Source organism: Lyngbya sp. CCY1209, assembly GCF_055795065.1.
The window spans coordinates 1-20,716 of record NZ_JAYFER010000559.1; the positions used below are offsets into that span (position 1 = coordinate 1).

Below are 20,716 nucleotides of genomic sequence, written 5' to 3' on the forward strand. Positions count from 1 at the left end.
CCGCAGTTATTATAACTTCCCCAATCATCTTCAGATGATTTCGGCTATTAGCTTGGGAATTGATTCCCAAGCGGTTCAGGTGTTCGACCAGATGGGATGGCGGCGCCTTTCCTACCCATCCATTATCCCACCAGCCGGGAGATGAAATAGGGCAACACCATCGAATTTATTTTACCACATGAGTAGCCCAGGCATCTTGCCTGTAAAAAAAAGCGATCGCACCCCCTTCCCCCTAAATCCCTCTCCCCGAGGCAGAAAGATTTAGGGAGAGGGCCCTCAACCCAACCTATCCCACGCCTCCAATACCAGGCGCCGCGTGCGGTATTCTCCATAGGCTTTCATTTCATTGTTTTTTAAGACTCGGAAAGTTTCGCTGGGGAAGTCGTCGCCGTGGATGTCGGCGGGGTCCAGGATGTAGCGGAGCTCGTCCCGGGTGAGCCCGTAGAGGCGGGCGTATTTTGCATCTAATTCCGCTTTTAATATGGCGCGGCGGTTTTCGTCCCAAATGAAGGGCTCGCCGCTGTATCCCATATCCGCCGCGAAGGGTTTCATGTCGTGGGTGGTGTACACCAGTTCCAGGACGCGGCTGCTGATGTATTCGATGTCTTCTGGGGTGTACCAGTCGGGGGGGATGATGGGAAGTTGTTTGAGGATGAAAAAGCTAAAATCTATACCCCCGAGTTTTTGACGAGTTATGAAATCAAAAACAATACTATTAATATTTCCCAGAAAACAAGGCGTTTTTGGTATGTTTTCACTGCCGACAAAAATCAAGGGTGACTTATCATTTATTCCAAACCTAGGAACGAGACTCAATATAGATGTTCTTTCATCCGTAGATCTACAAGTTTTTCTCAAAGCCATCAGCCATTCTTTATCCCATCGATCGCCCAATTTATTTTCAACTTCGGTGCGATCGACCCAGTAACGCGGCGTAACAGAATAATCGGGATTTTGTTTGTCTTCGATGGACAGATTTTCAGTTTTATCTCCCTGATAAGTTCCATGTCGATGATCGAATTGCCAAAACATCTTTGCTTCATAAAGCGGAAGGCGATCGCTTCCCGGTTCGTCATAAAACAAACCGCTATCGCTAGACATATTAAACAATCCTTGCATAAACGAAATTCCCCAAGGATTTTCGCCCGTCTGTTCGTTTTCCAATACCGGAACTCGCCGATAAATTTTCTTCGTCAATTCCGCATCCGTGCGAGTTCGGAAAATTGGACAGGTTAGAGTATTGGGATTCATCAATTGTATATCTTCGGGCTGCAACTCAAATTTTCTGGATAAATCATTGACTTGATTCGGCTCCAGCAAAAAGAAAGAAAAATCAGTTGTATTTATTTCTACTTGTCCGATGACAAGCAACGCGAATTTCATCCGACTGTCAACGTCGGAAAATAATTTTCTTCGATTTTCAAAATCAAAGAGTGTCTTCAATGATTTTTTTTTCACTAAATCCCCAAAAAAATGCTGGCAAGTCGCATCCGTCGCGATACCCGTCGGAACGATAATTCCCGCATAGCCAGAATCAGAAATCAGATTTCTTGCCGTTTCTGAAAAAACGGCATAAGTGTTAATTTTTCCGGTGGCAGTTAATGGAAACCGCCGCGACTCTCGGATAAATTTATTCTGTGCGTCCGCGAAATATTTGGCATCCGCCCAAGCCTTCGCCAACTGCGGATTTTCCTGCGGCAACTTGGCGATCAACTTTTTCCGTGCCACGCTTGTTTTTGCCGAAACGATTGTATCATCCTTCCCGGCAAAAAACTCCTTTTCTGCAATTTGTAATTGTTCCCAAGGCGGATTCCCCAAAACGCAGTCAAACCCGCCATTCTCGAACACATCCGGAAACTCGATCGCCCAATGAAAAAAGCGATAAGAATCCGCCACCCGGTTCGCCGCATCTATGATGGCAAATAAAGCCGTCCCCTCCCGCGTCAACTCCTCCGCCGTCGCCCCTTCCAACACCCGATGCAAGGTCGCCGAAGTAGGAATTAACTGCAAATTCTGCAACGTCAGGGGGGTAAAAAATGCGGCCGTCCACAAATTACAAGCCGTGCGATCGCGCCACCATTTCAAATTATCCGGACTGTGCAGCAGTTGGTATTCCTCCGCCTTCCGCTTCACCTCATCCGTCGTCGTTTCCGGACTCTCACCCAAGGCCTGATACTCCTTAGCATACTCCTGGCGTCCCGCCGATTTCGGGTCTTCAAAAACCAGCGATAACTGTCCGGTTTCAATATCCTTAAGTTCCTGCTTGTTGCGCTTTTTAAAACTGGCGACAACCTTCTTATCGTCCCCCGTCATCGCCTTAAAAGCCGCGTCCGGTATCCCCTCATCCAAACAATCCACGTCCAACACCCCGACGAGGGAATTACCGCACTTAATCCGGTGGTCCAAAAAGTTCAGCGGCAACCCCCGACAGAACCCCTCAATCCACAACGCCACCTTGCACAAATCCACAGCCAAGGGATTCAAATCCACCCCATAAATACAATGTTGAATCACATCCCGAATCGCCTGTCGCAGCGGTTCGGGTCCCGGCTGTGCCTCCCCCGTCCGCACCCGGGCCAACTCCTTCCCCAAACGCCGCGCCGCCGCCAGGAGAAAGTGCCCCGAACCGCAGGCAGGGTCACAGATTTTCAGGGAGAGGAGGGCGGCTTCTCCCTCTCCCCCCAGCCCCCTCTCCCTGGGGGCGAGGGGGGGTAAGAGTTTATTGTTTCCCTCCTCCTCCGACTGGTTCCCCTTCTCCCCGAGGGAGAAGGGGTTAGGGGATGAGGGCCCCAAAGACTCCGAGGATAAAGAACTCTTGTCCCCCTTCTCCCCGAGGGAGAAGGGGTTAGGGGAAGAGGGCCCCAAAGACCCCAAGGATAAAGAACTCTTGTCCCCCTTCTCCCCGAGGGAGAAGGGGCTAGGGGAAGAGGGCTCCGAGGGTTCCAAGGGTCCCAAAAGTCCAAAGGACTGTTTAATCGTCTCCAACACTTTGGGAAGGTTATTTTCCACCTCCTCACTGGTGACTCGGACAAAATGCAGGCCCAAGGACTCCAAAAGTTCCTGTCGCTGTCGGTCCGCTTCCCGTTGGCGTTCGTGAATGGGGCCGTCTACTTCGACAATTAAGCGTTCTTGCCAACAGAAGAAATCGACAATAAAAGTTCCGATGGGATGCTGTCGGCGGAATTTGCGGTTTTCGAGTTGTCGGCGCCGCAAAGCTTGCCACAAAATCGCTTCGCTGGGGGTCGGTTCCTTGCGAAACTGTCGGGCAATTTCCAGCATCCGCTTTTGTAGGTGGGGGGGGATTTCCCATTTTCCCTCTCCCCCCGACCCCCTCTCCCTGGGGGCGAGGGGGGGTAAGAGTTTATTGTTTCCCTCCTCCTCCGACTGGTCCCCCTTCTCCCCGAGGGAGAAGGGGTTAGGGGAAGAGGGCCCCGAGGACCCCGAAGATAAAGAACTCTTGTCCCCCTTCTCCCCGAGGGAGAAGGGGCTAGGGGAAGAGGGCCCCACAGACTGCAATCGTTGGGCAATAACCGGTTCGAGCGCACTTTCGATCAACTGTCCCACCAAAGCCGGGGGGGTGTAATAAGAGCCCGTAGTTTTGCGATCGCTTCCCGTCACCAAACGGAAATAGTAAATCCCGGACTTGCACTCAATTTTGGGGTTGAAATCCAGTAAACTTTCGTAGACGCTGCCCAACTCCTCCACATCCAAGGCGCCGTAATTCACCCGCCGCCACTGACCCTTATTTTCGTACATAGACAGGTGCCAGATCGCCGTTTTTAAGTCGTGGTTGTCGATCGCATACTCGTCCAATTCCGCCAAAGATTCCGACCCGAATAAATCCCCGTTCAAAGGGGACAAATCCAACAGCCGCCCCCGCCAATTTTCGTCAAATAAAGCGAACGTCACCCGCAACCCCTGCCACAAATCCTGATATCCCTCCCGCCGATAGCTGGGTTTTTCGGCGATCGTCCGCAATCGCTCGATGCTGTAATATTCGGTGTAAATTCGCGCCTTCTCCGCGTCCGAACCCGCCAGCAGGGCGCCCCGGGACTCAGCCACCATCAAAAACAGTAGGCGGTAAATCAGCCGCAGCAGTAGGCGGTAAAAGGTGGTTGCGCCCTCTCCCCCCGGCCCCCTCTCCCTGGGGGCGAGGGGGGGTAAGAGTTTATTGTTGCCCTTCTCCTCCGACTGGTTCCCCTTCTCCCCGAGGGAGAAGGGGTTAGGGGAAGAGGGCCCCGAGAGTCCCGAGGATAAAGAACTCTTGTCCCCCTTCTCCCCGAGGGAGAAGGGGCTAGGGGAAGAGGGCCACTGAAGGAACCCCGTCCCCAAGAGCACCAGGGCCCGTTCCACCCCGTCCCGCAGGCGATCGCGCACCCGTCCCCCCTGCTGCAGGGACTCCTGGTGGTAAAATTCCAGCAGACAGCGATCGGCGTCGTCCGCATCCCGGGGAAGCCGCGATCGGTGAAACAGGCGATAAAATAGCCCAAATTCCGCGAAATTCTCCCCGTCGAGAATCTGTTCCAGGTCAAATTCGATATAACTCAACCGCGTCATCAGGCTGGAATCCCGCAGCAGACGCCACCGCAGCCCGTTCGTAACCACCGCCCACAGGTGTTCCGTGCGGTTCAGGTACTCCTGTACGAGGGCATGGGCTGAAAGCCGTGGCGTGCCACTGGGGGGGCGCTCCTCCAATCGCACCCCCGCCCCAACGATATGCACGGGAGGTTTATCCGCCCCCGGTTCGGCCCGGTGAGAAATGGCGTAGGTGAGCCCCTCCACCACCTCCGCCTTGGCCACATAAACCGGGTCATAACCCAAACTCCGCAACAGCGGCACCACCCACTGTTCCCGAGTCGCCGTCGTCGCCGCATCCCCCTCCGGTAGCCGGGAAAAAGCCCGCCGGAACGCCGCCCAGTAGGCCTTCGCATCCCCCCAGGCGATCGCAATTTCATCCGCCAACTTGTCACTTTTTCCGAGTCCGAAATCCTCAGCCGCCTGACCCTTGATATCCCCGGCCAACAAATCCGAAGTCAGGTCAGAGACAATCAAATTTCCTTCAATTTGTAACCCCGATAAATTAGCCATTGTTTCTCCTGATATAGTGCTGGGGATTAGGGAGTGGGATGATTAAATCTCCATCAATAACTCCTCCGTGTCCTCTGTGCCTCTGTGGTTTTAAAAAAAATCGCGATATTGGCAGTTTCAGATCCAACCCACTCCCTACTCCCTCCTCACCGCCGGTTGCAAAACAAACAGCCCCAAAACATCCATCGGCAACTGAGGTTTGACCTTAATTTGCCCCTCTTTCGTGATGCTGCGGACGCGGCGGTGAGATTGAGCCAGATTTTGGGCGCGAATATGGGCGATCGCTTCCAACTCCCCATCCAAGCGGTGCAGTCCCGCCAGCACCTCCGCCAGGTCCCGCCGCTTCAATACCGGGGCCATATCCGCCACGGGTTCGGCCTCCCGGATCAAATTTTGCGCCTCCTCCGGTTCCAACCACAGGGGGTTTGACGGGGGTCCGGTGAACCCCGCCACGAAACACTCCTCGGCCAGGAGCGTCTCGACTCGGGGGCTCTCAAATAAATAGCGCGATCGCAACAATAATAAAGTCGTGCGCCGCTCCACCGCGTCCGTCATCGTCAACCCGCACCGTCCGGCGATCGCACTTTCGGCATTTTCCAAACTGTCCTCCAAAATATACCGCGCCAACCCCTCCACCAGGGGATGGTTACGGCCCACATATTCGGCCCCCTCCGGCGTCGGCGAAACAAATGCAATCAGCCGCGGCTGGTCCCCCAGGCGGGGTTGCAAAACCGGGGGAATGGAAGGCAGGCGCCAACCCCGTTTCTTCTTCTGCAACGAGGCATTCAGCCGGGCACAGGCATCTTTGACGAACCGCTCCACATCGGCGGTGCTCCCCAAAACGCGATCGCTCTCCAACAATTCCCGCTCCACCTCCTCCGGCTTGATAGCCGCTTGAGCGAACCGGGTGCGGCTGACCTTTTCCCGCTCCACAGCGCGATCCCAGCTTTTGTGCACCCGCTCGACGGGGAGCTCCTCCTCGTCAAGCAGATCCAGCAGCGACAGTTGCTCGGCATCCGTTTGGCGATCGAACAGGGACTTGAACACCGCCTCAGAGACAGTGGCGCTGTCCATCGGCACGGGGACGGTGATGCCCAGGGTTCTGTGAATTTCCACCGCCTTGCGGATCAGCACTTCCAGCACGGCGCCATCGACGGGGTTATCCTGTCCGTAGAGCAGATAACTGTGTACCTCCGGGGCGCTCTGGCCGTAGCGATCGACCCGGCCTTCCCGCTGTTCCAGGCGGTTGGGGTTCCAGGGGAGGTCATAGTGCAGCACGGCGTTGAAGTGCTCCTGCAGGTTCACCCCCTCGCTGAGGCAGTCCGTGGCGACCAGAACCCGCCGGGGGTACTGGGTCAATTCTTCGAGCCGCGCCTCCCGTTCGCTTTCCGACTGTTCCCCGGTGATGGCGATGACCCGGGTTTGGTCCTGGCGCTTTTTCTCCAACCGGGTCCGCAATTCGGCCGCGAGATAGTTGGCCGTGGCGATGTACCGGCACCAGACGATCGGGTGCAGGCCCTGGTCGAGGAGTTCGGCGACGGTGGCCGCGGCGGCCTGTAGTTTGGCGTCTTTGGGGCCTTTGAGTTGTTCGGCGGATCGGATGAACTCCCGCAGTTTCCGGCGATCGCGGTCTTTGTAGGTGGACCCTCCCCCCTCGATCGCGATCGCGGGTTGGGCATCGGTGGCCTGTTCCCGGTCCGTGGGGTCGTAGGTGTAGGCGACCATCAGATCTTCGTCAATTTCCGCGATCGCCTCGGTTTCGGCGGCCTTTTCGGCCTGTTTCCCCAAGGTGGCGATCGCGGCCTCCGGGGAGGACATAACGCAGCGGATCAGGGCCAGGGCTGCCCAGTACCGCCCCCGTCGCTGGGCGTAACTCATCTCGCCGGTGGCCGTTTTCACCAGGCCCCGGGCGAAGTTGTAGGCGTCCTCGAACAGGGTTTTGTACTCTTTGGAGAGCTTGTAGGGGCGATCATGGGACGTGCGCTCCGGGAAGGGCGTCTCGTCCCCCAGCCAGCGTTTTACGTCGGCGCGGCGCCGCTGGACGAAGTGGCGGGCCAGTTCGATGCGCTGGTTTTGGGTGAGGTTGTCGAGCTCCCAGGTTGCAAAGCGGCGATCGAGCAAACCGAGAACGGACAGGAAGGATGCTTCGATGCCGCTGTGGGGGGTGGCGGTGAGTAAAATCAGGTGTTGTCGGTCGTTGTCTGCGATTTCTGCGAGCAGTTGGTGCCGCTGCTGTTGGGCGGCGCTGCGGCCTCCCGGGCGGGCGCAGGTGTGGGCCTCATCCACGATCACCAGATCGGGGCAGTGGGCGAGGAAACTGGCGCGGCGGCGATCGGATTTGGCGTAGTCCAAACTGACGATAATATGGCGGTAGTAGCCGAAAATGTGGTGGTCGCCGGCGGGTAGGGCCCGTTCCAGTTGGCCGACGGTGCCGGAGCGGATTACGGCCGCGTCAATGTGGAATTTTTGTCGCAGTTCCCGCCGCCACTGGTCGCACAGGTGGGGGGGACAGAGGACCCCTAGGCGTCTGATTTCGCCGCGATCGAGCATTTCCCGGGCGATGAGTCCCGCTTCGATGGTTTTGCCGATGCCCACGTCGTCGGCGATCAGCAGGCGGATGGTGTCGAGCCGCAGGGCCATCAGCAGGGGGACGAGTTGGTAGGGCCGGGGGCGCACGGACAGCCGCCCCAGGGACCGGAAGGGCCCGGCCCCGCTCCGCAGGCTCAACCGGGCGGCATCGAGGAGGAGTCGGGCCGCGTCGTGATCGGCGATCGCATTCGGGTCGGGGGGCGGAAATTGGGCGGGGGCGATCGCTTCTTGTTGCAGGGGTTGGTAGATGCCACAAATCTGCTCTTCGCTACCGCTCAGGGGCCGTAGGCGGACGACTTCGGGCAGCTCGGAGGGGAGTACGATCCAGCGGCGATCGCGGCAGGTAACGACGGCACCCGGCGAAGGGCGGAACGGTTCGGTCATCGAAGGGGAAAAGGGATCATTTTGAGTGGCTCTCAGAGCAGTATATCCCGGAAAAGGACTGATTTCAAGCTGTATTAAAAAAACTTTGATAGCAACCGCCAAGGCAGTTAGGACAGCTCTTCCTACTCCCTACTCCCTTTCTACAGATCGCAATGTCCGAACCGTTCTGTCCGTGGCTATACATTTCTGAGGATGACGAAGTTTCACATTTCTTAAAAATCCGCGACGGTGCCGATCTGAGGGGGTGGGGAGTAGAATGGAAGGGTTTCCACCATCGGGAAGGCAAAACCGGGCGATGGGCGGACTTCGCGATCGCGCCCCGAGCCGAAAGCTGATGGCTATATTAACCGGAGAAAATCATGGGATTGATTTCTAATTTAAAAGGAAATGCGGGAGTCGTCTCGCAACGGCAGCTCGAATCGGAGTATGGCAGACTGTTGGTTGAAAATGAGGCGATCGAAGTCGGATTTCACGTTTTTCGAGATACGTTTATTTTCACCAACTACCGCCTGATATTGGTGGACGTTCAGGGGATGACGGGCAAAAAGATCGAATATTTGTCGATACCTTACGGCAAAATCACCCAATTCAGTATCGAGACAGTGGGACATTTCGACTCCGACGCCGAGTTGAAAATTTGGATCGGCAGCAACCCGATGCCGCTGGAGAAAAAATTCAACAAAAACGTCGATATTTACGAGGTGCAGAAAGTGCTGGCGACTTATACCCTCAAGTGAATCTATAAACCGGGTTTCACGGAAACGATAGTTCGATTTGAGTTGACAACAGTTCATCCGGGAAGCGACGGCCCCGCCCGGGTTGGGGGTGACGGGGTGCGGGGAGTCGGCGGCGATCGCGACGGTTGACGAAAAAAACCTCCGTAAACGGAGCGAAAAAGGAGGGGCGAAAAGACCATCAAAATTCCGTGGAAATACGACGGAGGAAGGGGAAGCAGCGCACCGATGGGGGGAGAGGCACCGAACCCAACTTCATACGGGTCAAGATGTTCTCCCCACACCATCCGGAGCGACGCCGGCGCGGAACTCATTCCCCCAGCCCGCGTTCCCGCTCCCGCAGATGTTCCTCGCACAACAGCATGAGAACGTGGTGTTCCAAAGCCACAGCCAGTTGCGGATCTTTTTCCTTCATCCGAGCCAGGGCGGCGGGCGAGAGGCGGTAGAGGGCACTCGGGCGATCGGCGATCGCGGTAGAGAGTCGGGTCGCCGTCGGAGAGAGTCCGGTCTTGCCAAAAATGGAGCCGTTGCCCAGCGTCCACAGCCGCAGCGGCGGGCGATTTGGAGGGTCCACCCAAATGCTGACCTGCCCCCATCGAATGAAATACAGGCCGCAGTGGGGGTCCCCCTGGCGAAAGACGGCGGCAGATTCGCCCAGGTGCAGCAATTCCAGATATCCTTTGAAGGCGTCGAGGGATTTGGAGCCGCCCAAAATCTTCGCCAGTTCCACATCCAGCCGCCGGGTGTGAAGTTTTTCCCAGCAACAAATCCAGCGGCGGTATTTCCACAGGCCGGTATTTAAAATGCGCTCCTCGCACCACTCCGTACCGCGATCGCGATCGGGAAATACCCGACAACTCAAATCGCCCTCGGCCAGAACATTTGCCCGCCGCAGTTGCCGTTCGATGTCGGGGGACAGGTGTACGAGCACCAAAATGATCTGGTGTCGGCGGGCGACTTGGCGAATTTTGGCGAAGCCGAAGGCGGCGGACGAGTCGATGCCGGCCACCCGCCCGAAGTCGAGGATGAGAAAGCGGAGCGGCGGGCGGCGGGGATCGCAGATGCGGCTGCAAACCTGCTCGATGAGGGAGTTGGCGGTGCCGAAAAATAGAAACCCTTGGAGGAGCAGGATCTCAAGCTGGCCGTCGTTGTGCCGGAGGATCTGCCGTTGGTAGGCGGGGCGCAGTTTGTGACTCGAGGCGATCGCGCCGGCCTGCCATTCCCGGACGGGGGAGATGCGGCTGCAGTTGAGGGCGAACAGGACGACGGCGATCCCCAGCCCGACGACGATCCCCTCCCAAAAACCGACCGCGGCGATCGCGACCCAAATCGAAAGCAAGCTGAAATAGTCCATTAAACCGAGCTGGCGGCGGATATCCCAAACCCAAGTGACGAGGAGGGAGACTCCCAAAAAAGCCGACAGGCCGCCCAGGATGGGCTTGGGGAAAGCCGACAGCAGCGGAGCCCCCCAGACGAGGACGGCCACCGCCACGGCGGCGGCAAACACCCCGACCGAGCGGCGCTTCACCCCCAGTTGGTGGGAGAGCAGGGAGAGGCTCAGGGATTGATACCCCACCAGACCCCCGCCCAAGCCGGATATCAAATTCGCCGTCCCCACCGCCCGCAACTCGCGATCGAGGTCGATGTCTTCTCGGACAGCCAGTTCGATGCCGACGGCGTTGAGCAAGGAACCGACCACCACGAACAGCGCCACGGCAGCCAGGGGACCGGCTTGAACCGCGATCGCCGACCAGCGCACCGCCGACAACCGAACCGGGTCGAAGCCCCGCCAGAGAGCGCCCTCGGGCAGACCGGCCGGCAGCCAACCCCGGGCTTGGGCCTCCTCCCACGGCAGTCCGGTCGCTCCCCAGAGCAGGTAAAACAAGGCGACACCCGCCAAAATCCCCAGGGGAGCTGCCGCCCAGTGGCGGTATCGGCGGGAGATCCCGAATAAGATCAGCGCAAAAATGACCCCGGACAGCCAGTGCCAGAGGACATCGGGGGCGAACAACCGGAGCCAATTCGAGCGGGTTAGGGGCAGATCCGCCATCATCCCGACAGACCCGATCAGCAGCAGCCAACCGGTTCCCGCCAAAAACCCGCCCACGACTGGGTAGGGGATCGCCCGGATCAGGTGGCCCAGCTTTAGATACCCCGACAGCCAGCAGGCGCCTCCCGACAGCAGCGCGGCGCAGCCCATCGCCGCCATCACGGTGGCGATGACTTGCCTATCCGTCGCTTCAGGCGACATCCCCTCCGCGATCGCCGCCGCGAGTCCCGCCCAGATCGCCATCGGTCCCTCCTGGAGGCCGGAAACGACGCCCCGGGCGGAACCGGTCAGGGCGATCCAACTGCTGAGGACCGCGATCGTCACCAACGCCATGGCAACCCCTTCCCACAGCCCGCCAGACAGGTCGCCGGAAAAAACCAGGGCGATCAGGGATAGGGCGAAGCTGACCTCGATGACCCCCGCGATCGTACCCGCCACCAGGCTGGGAATCAGGCGGCGCGGGTGCAATTCCCGCAACAGTGCGTTGATCCGGTCGGACAATTGGAAATCATGGGACAGAAAATTGCCAATTAATTTGTACCTCATTCTCGCCTCCCCCCTCTCCCCCAGAACCGCGTCAGTCCCCCCGCGATATCGCCACCTCCGCCTCCGAGAGGACCTTCGCTTCCATGCCCGCACTCGGGGCAAGTCAGGTTCGTCTTGCCGCCGGGGACGTCCCCCACTTCCGTCAACGTCCCGACAACCCGCAGGCGATCGCCCGCCGTGCCAGGGTCGAGATATCCTCCCGCATCACGGTGTGAAACAGGCTCGTCGCCCACACCTCCTCGGTTCTGATGACGGGCAGGTGTCCGGGGGGAGCCGCAATGTCGAACGTCAGCGGGAATAAGTCGTCGGGTGCCATCCCCCACCCCGACAGCGACGCCCACCGCTTTCCGTCCCGCCAGCCCACGTCCCCGGCGAATTGCTCCCACTGTTCTTCATCGAGGCTTCCATCTGCCGTACCGCCCGCCCGCCGGTATGCGTCCGTCTGAGCCGCGAAGCCGAAGCGGTTCCCGGAATGTTTCGCCCACAGCCCGTCAATGGCGCGGAGGTCTTCGCAGGGGAACGCCTCGATGTCCGCCGATACCAAATACCCAGCCTCCGCCCGTCCGGCAGTTTCCACCATGAGCCGCGCCGTCTCGTCCTGGGCTTGCTCCCACTCACCCGCCGCCAACAACCCGTCCAGGGTGGCGTAGGATTCCGTTTCCGCAGATGGCGATCGCCCGCCCCCCTCGTTCAACAGCCGACCGCACCCCGCCACCGCCGTCAGCGCGACGAAAACTCCCGCCACGGCCCACGCCGTCCCTTTTTCCTTCACCGTACCGTCTCCTTTCAATGCAGCGTCGGACGGCGGACTCGGACTCAAACGCGAACCGCACCGCCCACCTCAATTTTCGCCCCGACGGCGGGTCGATCCGGCAAACCGCGAATCGCACCCGCACTCTAGGGAATAGGCAACAGGCAACAGGCAATTGTCCGGTGGGAGGGGGTAAGAGAGAGTGGATACTTGATGTATAAATTTTGATTTGTTGGTCAAGCTTGATTGAGTATTCAACCGTTGACACAGTGTATTGACCCATGGTAGACAGGGCTTATGAGTAACAAATAAGTAACGGTAGTCGCCAACCTTCACCGGTTGTGCGGCAAAAGTCCCACTAATTCGTTGTTTGACTAACAAGCGGGCGGGGGGAATCGAACCCCCATCATTAGCTTGGAAGGCTAAGGTTTTACCACTAAACTACGCCCGCAAATTGGCACTAAACCAATATAGCACAGGAAAAAATCAAATGCCAAGAGCTCCGCACAAAAAATTTTGAAAGTCGCCACACTCAGGCCGTATCCCTCGCCCGCCCGACTTTCGGGCTGATCACAAACGTCATCACCGGCTCATCGATGCCCTTGAGGCCGATCGCCTCCCGCTTCAGGATCTCCTCGTCCCGGACGTACTCGGCCACCTCCGCCGACACCATGATGCTGTTCGGTGCGGTGGCCTCCTGGAGGCGGGCGGCGATGTTCACCGAAGGCCCGATGGCGGTGAAGTCCGATCGCTCCCGGGAACCGAACATCCCCACCACGGCCATCCCCTGGTGAATCCCGCACCGGAACCGCACCGGTGGCACGCCGTTCGTCCCGATCAACCCCCGTTCCCGCCAGCCTTGGTTCAGTCGTTCCAGATATTGCAACATCTTCCGGGCCGTCGCGATCGCCCGCGCCACCTGCTCCTCGGGACTCATCTCCTCCGGCGCCCCGTACAGAGCCATCACCGCGTCCCCGACAAACTTATCCACGGTCCCCTCATTCTCGAACACGGCCCGGGTCATCTCCGCCAAATACTCATTGAGCAACTCCGCCACCCCCTGGGACTGCAGCGCGTTCGACATCTGCGTAAACCCGACGATATCGCTGAATAAAATCGTGATCAACTTCGGTTCCGGGCGCAAATCCAGGGTCAGGTCCCCGGCGGCGGCCTTCTGCACCATCGACTCCGGCAGGAAGCGCCGCAGTACCGACTCCGTGAGGTACTTGTTCAGATGGGCGACCCGGCGCTCCTCGGCCTTCAACGCCTGCAAATTCCGCACCTCGGCGATCAACTCGCGATCGTTGAACGGCTTGGAAACGTAGGCATCCGCCCCCCGCTCCACTCCCTCGATGCGGGTGTCCTCGTCCGCCTTCGCCGTCAGCAAAATCGTCGGCGTCCCCTTCAATTCCCGGTCCTCCCGGATCATCCGGATCAACTCCAACCCCGACACCTGCGGCATCATCAAATCCGTCACGATCACGTCCGGATGATAAATTTGCGCCTTCTTGAAGCCGTCCGCTCCATTCTGCGCCAAAACCACGTTGAATCCCACCTGTCGCAATATCATCGAGACGTAGTGGCGCAAATCCGGGTTGTCGTCCACCACCAAAATCGTGTTGGACTGCAATTCTTCCTCGGGGACTAACAGTTCGGGAAGATCTTGGGCGTCCTCCACCACGTCCGGCAAATCCACCTCCACATCAGCCAGCTCGACGGCGGCGCGGCGGGTGTCGAATTCGGCGGGAATTTCGATCACCTGTTCCGGGGGCAGGTGGAGGCTGCCGAGTTGCAGCCAGACGGTGAACGTCGTGCCTTCTCCGTACTCGGAATCCACGGTAATCTGTCCCCGGTGGAGGTCCACCAATTCTTTGACCAAGGCTAACCCCAACCCGCTGCCCTCGTAGGAGCGGTTGGCCGACCCCTCGGCTTGGCGGAAGCGCTCGAACAGGTAGGGAATCTGTTCGGGGCGGATGCCGATCCCTGTGTCCCGAACTTGCAGGCGGCAGTAATTTCCCTGTTGCTCCAATATCACCGTAATCGTCTTTCCGGCGGGGGTGAATTTCATGGCGTTGGAGAGCAGGTTGTAGAGAACCTTATCGAAGCGATCGAGGTCGAGGTAGAGTTGGGGACACTCTTGCAGGTGGGTGACGAGGCGGATGTTTTTGCGATCGCAATAAGGTTTGAACGATTCCACCGTCTGGCGGCAAAATTCCACCAAATCGCAGGGCCGGAAACTCGGCTGCATCCGTCCGGCATCGAACCGCTGCAAGTCCAATAACTGATTCACCAACCGCAGCAGGCGGCGGGAGTTCCGCAGAGCAATTTTGGCCTGTTCGTAGGGGAGATCCTGCTGTTGGTTGATGGCCGATTCCAGCGGGCCGATGGTCAGGGTTAAAGGGGTGCGGAATTCGTGGGAAATATTTTGGAAAAATTCCGTTTTCAGGCGATCGGCCTCCAGGAGGCGATCGGCCTGCTGGCGGGTTTTTTGGTAGAGGCGGGCCTGCTGCACAGCCAGGGCCGCCTGGGCCGCCACCACCTCCACCAAATTGATGTCCGAGGGCTGCCAGTGGCGAATTTTGTGATTTTGCCGCAGGGAGATGCTGCCGATAATTTCCCCGTCCAACAGCAGGGGAACCACCAATAGGGCGGTCGAGGGCGATCGCAGCGGCATTTCTGTCAGGTTCCAATCGGGTTGTCGGCTCAGATCCGCGATCGCCACCGGCTTTCGGGTGCGAACCAACTGCTGCAATACCGGGTTGCCACTGATGGGCACCGCCGACTGCGGCAACTCCTCCAACTCCTCCGATTCGTCCGCCCCCTTTTCTTCCTCGATCTGCCCCACCACCGCCTCCTTCGCGTCGGCATCGTAGAGCCCCACGCACTGCACGTACTCGTCCCTCGGCGTCCACAGCGACAGGGCGCACCCGTCCACATTCAAAGCCTCGCCGAGTTGCTGGGTGATGGCCGCGAAGATCTTCTGCGGTTCCAGGCTCGACCGGATGGCGTTGGTGATGGTGTTGACCAGGGCCTCCCGGCGGGCCAGTTCCCGCACCTGCTCGTAGGCCCGCACTTGGGACAAAGCCAAAGCCGCCTGGTCGGCGACGGTGACAGCCAGTTGCACTTCGTGGTCCAGCCAAGTGCGGGGTTTGTCGCACTGGTGCAGGGCTAGAACCGCCATCAGTTCGACGCGGTAGTACAGGGGGACGAGCAAGCTGGAGCGGATGTTGGCCCGGGCGTAAACCTCCCGGCGCCGCCGCCACTCGGGGGAATCTCTGCCCCGAAAGTCTCCCGCTTCCGAGTCGGGTATCGCTTCCACCTCCGCCGTTTCCCACACCAGGGACCGGAACTCCGACCGGTGGCGTTCGAGGGGAATTTGACGATCCCCCGGCGCCTCGTAGGCGAACCACTCGTCCATCCACTCCCCGTCCTGGAACGGCTGCAAAATGCAGTAGCTCACCTCGAACATCTGGCCGACGGTTTCCACGATCCGCTGGAGCATTTCCCGGGAATTGGGAGCCGAGCGGATCGTGTTCGTGACGGCGTAGAGCAGGGATTCCTGTTGCAGGGCCCGGCGGAGTTCTTCCGTGCGGGATTTCAGGACGTTGTGGGTTTCCAACCCCTGCCGCACGATCGCCTTGAGTTCGTCGGCTTTCCAGGGTTTCGTGACGTATTTGAACACCTTCCCGGCGTTGATCGCTTCGACGAGATCTTCGACGTCGGTGTAGCCGGTGAGGATGATGCGGATGGAGTCGGGATATCGGGTCGCCGTCAGGCTCAGAAACTCCGTCCCGCTCATGTAGGGCATCCGCTGGTCGGAGATGATCACCGCCACCTCCCCCACCTCTTCCAAAATCTTCAGCGCGGCCGGTCCGCTTTGTGCCCTGAGAACTTTAAATTCGCGGTGGAAGGTGCGGTACAGTAAATCCAGATTATCCGGTTCGTCATCAACCACTAAAATGGTCGGCTTCAATTTTTTTTTGGAGGAATTCATGCACCGCTCTCCTGCTGCAAGGGCTAATGAAATCGGGTCCGTATGTGGGAAAGTCCGGGTCGGATTCAACAAGGATTCGGCTTCACCGATTCATCTTCTACGTCACTTGTTTAATCGATTCGGATCTCCGGCGATCCGGTCGGGAGCGACACCCGAATCCCGAAATCCCTTCCTTCCCATGAACCGTTCCTCGGTCGAGATCGTGCCATCCGTTAAAATTAGCAAATCGGCGATCGTGCTCGTTGGCGAGATTTGACGGCCAGCCCGCCTCGAACTCATGATGCACTCCTATCGTCAATCATATTCTTACCCGTCCGCCCTCGGGGTGAGATTCGACCCCCCCCGATCGCCATTCTCTGCATCGAGAGCGACGATCCGACCGCGGCGACGATCGCCATTCTCGAACCAGACCGAACTCGACCGGCGACGGGGACGGGACTCGACCCGTTTCGGAAGCTCAACGGATCGCGGGGTAGACGCGACACCCCCCGGCTTCGTCCGGTGACTCGCTCTCCGTGTAGATTGCGGTGTCCAATGCATAAATCTATTTTACCTTCAATGACTCCCCCGCAAATTGTTGTCGCCCGTTTCCCGCAGATCGGCTAAAGTGTATAGAAGTTGGCTTGGAATCGTGGAGCCATTCTTCTTGACCTCAACGACTCACAGACGAGATGATGCCGGCGGCGCGTTCAGGGATTCCCCCCTGAAAATTCGCGCCGCCACCCCGGCCGATTTGACCCGGTTGACCGAGATCCTGGCCGATAGCTTTCACTCCCGGGCGGGGCTGGCCGGTTTCATGTACCCGATTTTTCGCCTCGGCATTTACGAGGATTTGCGGAATCGCCTCTCTTCCGCCTCCGGCTACTACGCCTGTCTGGTGGCGACGATCCCGAAATCCCGATCGCTCCTCGGCCCGGTCCCCCAAAATGCCTCGGAACAGTTGCTCGGAACCGTGGAAATGGGACTGCGATCGTCGTCTCCCTGGTCCGTGGGCGATCGCTACCCCTACCTCTCCAACCTCGCCGTCCACCCCAGTTTCCGACGCCGCGGCGTCGCCCAGACCCTCCTGGCCCGCTGCGAACAAACCGCCCTGCAATGGGGCTTCTCCTCCCTGCACCTCCACGTCCTCGAAAATAACCACCAAGCCCGACAACTCTACTTCCGGGCCGGTTATCGCCTCCAGGAGGTCAGTTCCGGCTGGGATTCCCTGTTCTTCGGCCAACCCCGGCGCCTGTTCCTGTCCAAACCCCTGTCCCCGCCCTGATGGGGGCGGAGGAAGCGGAGGAGGCAGAGGAAGGCAACGGTCAAGCGGAGGCAGTAATGGAGCCAGCTCCTATTGCCGATTGCCGATTGCCTATTGCCGATTGCCTATTGCCGATTGCCGATTGCTAGCTTGCCTATTGCCTATTGCCTATTCCCTATTCCCTACTCCCCCTTCCGTTTCAACTTCTCCCCCACCCGCAGGATTTGGCCGGCCAAGATCGCCGCCCCGAATCCGTTGTCGATATTGACGACTCCCACCCCCGCCGCGCAGGAATTCAGCATCGTCAGCAGCGGCGCAAACCCGTTCAAACTGGCGCCGTAACCCACGCTCGTGGGAACCGCAATCACCGGACAGTCCGCCAACCCCGCCACCACGCTGGGCAGCGCCCCCTCCATCCCGGCGACCACGATCAGCACGTCCGCATCCGAGATCAGATGCCAATTCCCCAGCAAGCGGTGAATCCCCGCCACCCCCACGTCCCACAGCCGCCTCACGCAAAACCCCGACAGGGTAGCCGTTATCGCCGCTTCTTCTGCGACTGGTAAATCAGCCGTCCCCGCTGTCAAAATTGCGATCGCGCCACTACACTGGGAGGGAGTCGCACTCCGCCGGTCCACCGCACAAATCCGGGCTTCCCGATAATAGATCAAGTCGGGAATTTCCAAGAGCAATTCTTCGTAAACCTCCGGCTCGATGCGCGTCGCCATCACCACCGGATTTCGCTTCTCCAGCGCCCCCATGATTTCCACGAGTTGATCCACCGTTTTTCCCGGCCCCCAAATCACCTCCGGAAACCCCGTCCTCAGCTTGCGGTGGTGGTCGATCCGGGCGTAATCCCCCACCGGCTCGAAGTCAAAATATCGCATTTTTTCCAGGGCATCGGCGGGGGTCAAATTGCCCCGGGCGACGGATTCGAGCAAATCTTGTAAGGCGTCGGGATTCATCTTAAATTAATTGACAATTGACCATTGACAATTGATAATTATAATCCAGACCCGAATTGGGGGGAGATGTCATCGGCGCTACGGGCGAAATCCCCGCCATCCCCCATCCTCCATCAATCGATTATTTTTTTTTCAAAAAAAAATTAAGAAATGTTAAAAAATTTCGACTTTTTTGGCGGGGGGTTGCTTTTTCGCTTGACTTCCGGTATTATTTTAGATAATGGGAGTGGTGACGAAAATATTTTTTTTGCAACCACTCCCATTATGAGACTATCTGTCAAGATCTTACCGCGACCCGCCCCCCCCTGTCAACCCCTCTTTGCGGGCTTATATCTGGAGGCGAAGAAACCGGGTTTCTAGGAGAGTTGTTTGGAGGGATGAGAGATACTGGTAGAAACCCGGTTTCTAGATATTTGGTTGGAGATCAATATATCCATTATTCCTTGATTTCCAATTCGTACAAGTTCCAAAATCCGCCGCCGAGGGGGGTGTATTCGATACCCTCGACGCGATCGCGGATCGCCTCGAACGACAGCGGATTCACCATGTACATGAACGGCAAATTTTCGGCGATAATCTGCTGGGCCTGCCCGTACAATTCCTTTCGCTTCTTCTCGTCCAACTCCTGGGAAGCCCGGACGTACAACTCGTCAATTTGTCGCTCCCAGTCCGATACCGTCCAGCCTTCGATGCCATCCTCTCCAGGCTGCGGTCCCTGGTTGAACGTGTGCAGTCGGCCTTCCACCGACCAGATATTGTAGCCGCCGTGGGGTTCAACGCCGCCCCCGGTGAACCCGCCCAAATAGGCATCCCAATCCCGGGACTTGGACAGGCGATCGACGTAAGTGTTAAAACTCAGAAACAGGGTGTCCACTTCGATGCCCAACTCGGCCAGATCGCGATCGATTTGGGTCGCCATCTGTTCCCGCACCTTTCTGCCCGAGCTCACCAACAAAGTGAACCGCACTGGATTGCCGTCCGCATCCCGCAGCTTGCCATTTTCATCATAGGTGAAGCCGGCGCCGAGCAACAATTCCCGGGCTTTTTCCGGGTCGTGGTCGTAGGTTTTCAACCCCTCTTCCGGGGACAAATAAAAGGGACTTTGTACCGGAATCGGAGAATGCTGCAGCTCTCCCAATCCCATGAAAATATTATTTTTCATGACTTCCCGGTTGATGCCGTGGTAAATGGCCTGTCGGAATGCCAAATTGTTGAACCACTCGGACTTGTAGGGTTCGACGAAGGGCTCTCCTCGGGCATTTTTGCCCCGGTTGAGGTTGAAAGAGAGGAACACGGTTCCCGTATCCGGGCCGGGGCTGTAGATGGTGTATTGGCCCCGCTCTTCCTCGGGTTTTAGGAGGGGGAACGCTTCCGGTTGGACGTCGAGGCTGTCGAGGGAACCGGAGCGGAAATTGAGCAGTTGGGTGTCCGTACTTTCGATAATTTGCCAGACGATGCGATCGATGTAGGGTTGGGGGTTGCCGCGATCGTCTTTTCGCCAGTAGTGGGGGTTGCGTTCCAAGATCACCCGCTGGTTGGAGGTGTAGCTTTGCATCCGGTACATCCCGCTGCCGACGATTTTTTGGGGGTCGGTATCGGTGCCCCAGGTGGTCAGAAATTTGGGGTTGCCATCGGCATCGAGGGTGCGGACGGATTCGGCGAGGACGTGGGCGGGTAAGATAGGTAAGCCTCCGGCATAGCGGAGGAAGGGAGCGAAGGGTTCGGGGACGGAAAATTCCACCTGACGATCGCCGATTTTTTTGACAGTGGGAAAAGCGCGATCGCTCCCCACTCTCAAGATATCTTTGAAGCTGGTCGGAATGTTGTCGTTGAGGTAAATTTCATTGTAAGTAAAAATCACGTCATCGACGGTCAGGGGTTCCCCGTCAGACCATTTCAACCCCTCCCGCAGGGTGACGACGATGGTCTGGCCGTCGGGGGAGACGGTCCAGGATTCCGCTAAACCCGGTTCGAGCTCCCCGGTGATTGGGTGTTCCTCGAACAGGGGACTGTAAATATAGCCGAAAACGCTGTAGGCGGACTGGTTGAGGGGATAGTTGAACGTACCCGGTCCGCTGGGGGTGGGGACGACCAGGCGGGACGGGGCGTCGGAGGATTGGGCCGGGGAGCAGGCGACGAGGCCGGCGATCGCAAAAACCGACACCGCAAAACGGGCGACCCACCGATGCCATCGCCAGGGAAAGATGGAATGGTTCATCATATTAAATCCCGATCGTTCATTTGGGGAGGCAGAGGAAGCAGAGGAGGCGGAGGGGCGGAGGGGAAGAATCTAAAATCCCCTACACCCTACACCCTACACCCTACACCCTACACCCTACACCCTACACCCTACACCCTACACCCTACACCCT

At 58.3% G+C, this 20,716-nt stretch carries 9 protein-coding genes and 1 tRNA gene; 2 read left to right on the plus strand and 8 right to left on the minus strand.

Annotated features, from left to right (window positions below):
• Positions 1 to 276: 276 nt before the first annotated feature.
• Both AC0QHF_RS19630 and AC0QHF_RS19635 read right to left on the minus strand, forming a co-directional pair.
• Positions 277 to 5,088, minus strand: a complete 4,812-nt coding sequence (locus tag AC0QHF_RS19630) for a DUF559 domain-containing protein (RefSeq protein WP_324705931.1) — start codon at positions 5,086 to 5,088, stop codon at positions 277 to 279.
• 135 nt (positions 5,089 to 5,223) lie between these two features.
• Positions 5,224 to 8,061, minus strand: coding sequence for a helicase-related protein (locus AC0QHF_RS19635; RefSeq protein WP_324705932.1), 2,838 nt, complete (start codon positions 8,059 to 8,061; stop codon positions 5,224 to 5,226).
• A gap of 359 nt (positions 8,062 to 8,420) precedes the next feature.
• Here AC0QHF_RS19635 and AC0QHF_RS19640 point away from each other — a divergent pair, with 359 nt between their 5' ends.
• Positions 8,421 to 8,798 (plus strand): PH domain-containing protein, encoded by a 378-nt coding sequence (locus AC0QHF_RS19640; RefSeq protein WP_324705933.1) that lies wholly within the window; start codon positions 8,421 to 8,423, stop codon positions 8,796 to 8,798.
• A 307-nt stretch (positions 8,799 to 9,105) separates the two neighbouring features.
• Here AC0QHF_RS19640 and AC0QHF_RS19645 read toward each other — a convergent pair whose 3' ends face one another.
• From AC0QHF_RS19645 to AC0QHF_RS19660, 4 genes are all read right to left on the minus strand, one after another.
• Positions 9,106 to 11,391, minus strand: a complete 2,286-nt coding sequence (locus tag AC0QHF_RS19645) for an SLC26A/SulP transporter family protein (RefSeq protein WP_324705934.1) — start codon at positions 11,389 to 11,391, stop codon at positions 9,106 to 9,108.
• A gap of 142 nt (positions 11,392 to 11,533) precedes the next feature.
• A complete protein-coding gene (locus AC0QHF_RS19650) occupies positions 11,534 to 12,211 on the minus strand; it encodes a GUN4 domain-containing protein (RefSeq protein ID WP_324705935.1) in 678 nt (225 codons plus the stop codon).
• A gap of 311 nt (positions 12,212 to 12,522) precedes the next feature.
• Positions 12,523 to 12,593, minus strand: a tRNA-Gly gene (locus AC0QHF_RS19655).
• A gap of 81 nt (positions 12,594 to 12,674) precedes the next feature.
• Positions 12,675 to 16,136: a response regulator gene (locus AC0QHF_RS19660; protein WP_324705936.1), complete on the minus strand. Its 3,462-nt coding sequence runs from the start codon at positions 16,134 to 16,136 to the stop codon at positions 12,675 to 12,677.
• Between the two features lie 646 nt (positions 16,137 to 16,782).
• On the opposite strand from AC0QHF_RS19660, the gene AC0QHF_RS19665 reads away from it, so the two are divergent.
• A complete protein-coding gene (locus AC0QHF_RS19665; protein ID WP_324705937.1) occupies positions 16,783 to 17,400 on the plus strand; it encodes a GNAT family N-acetyltransferase in 618 nt (205 codons plus the stop codon).
• A 161-nt stretch (positions 17,401 to 17,561) separates the two neighbouring features.
• On the opposite strand, the gene larB is transcribed toward AC0QHF_RS19665, so the two are convergent.
• Together larB and AC0QHF_RS19675 are read right to left on the minus strand one after the other, a co-directional pair.
• A complete protein-coding gene (larB, locus tag AC0QHF_RS19670) occupies positions 17,562 to 18,344 on the minus strand; it encodes a nickel pincer cofactor biosynthesis protein LarB (protein ID WP_324705938.1) in 783 nt (260 codons plus the stop codon).
• Between the two features lie 436 nt (positions 18,345 to 18,780).
• Complete coding sequence (locus AC0QHF_RS19675) at positions 18,781 to 20,562, minus strand: ABC transporter substrate-binding protein (RefSeq protein ID WP_324705939.1); 1,782 nt, start codon at positions 20,560 to 20,562, stop codon at positions 18,781 to 18,783.
• Between the last annotated feature and the right edge of the window lie 154 nt (positions 20,563 to 20,716).

Bases quoted from the DNA above. Each gene is read 5' to 3' on its own strand.
- AC0QHF_RS19635 (WP_324705932.1), bottom strand. From the start codon at position 8,061: ATGACCGAACCGTTCCGCCCTTCGCCGGGTGCCGTCGTTACCTGCCGC.
- AC0QHF_RS19645 (WP_324705934.1), bottom strand. From the start codon at position 11,391: ATGAGGTACAAATTAATTGGCAATTTTCTGTCCCATGATTTCCAATTG.
- larB (WP_324705938.1), bottom strand. From the start codon at position 18,344: ATGAATCCCGACGCCTTACAAGATTTGCTCGAATCCGTCGCCCGGGGC.
- AC0QHF_RS19675 (WP_324705939.1), bottom strand. From the start codon at position 20,562: ATGAACCATTCCATCTTTCCCTGGCGATGGCATCGGTGGGTCGCCCGT.
- AC0QHF_RS19660 (WP_324705936.1), bottom strand. From the start codon at position 16,136: ATGAATTCCTCCAAAAAAAAATTGAAGCCGACCATTTTAGTGGTTGAT.
- AC0QHF_RS19640 (WP_324705933.1), top strand. From the start codon at position 8,421: ATGGGATTGATTTCTAATTTAAAAGGAAATGCGGGAGTCGTCTCGCAA.
- AC0QHF_RS19630 (WP_324705931.1), bottom strand. From the start codon at position 5,088: ATGGCTAATTTATCGGGGTTACAAATTGAAGGAAATTTGATTGTCTCT.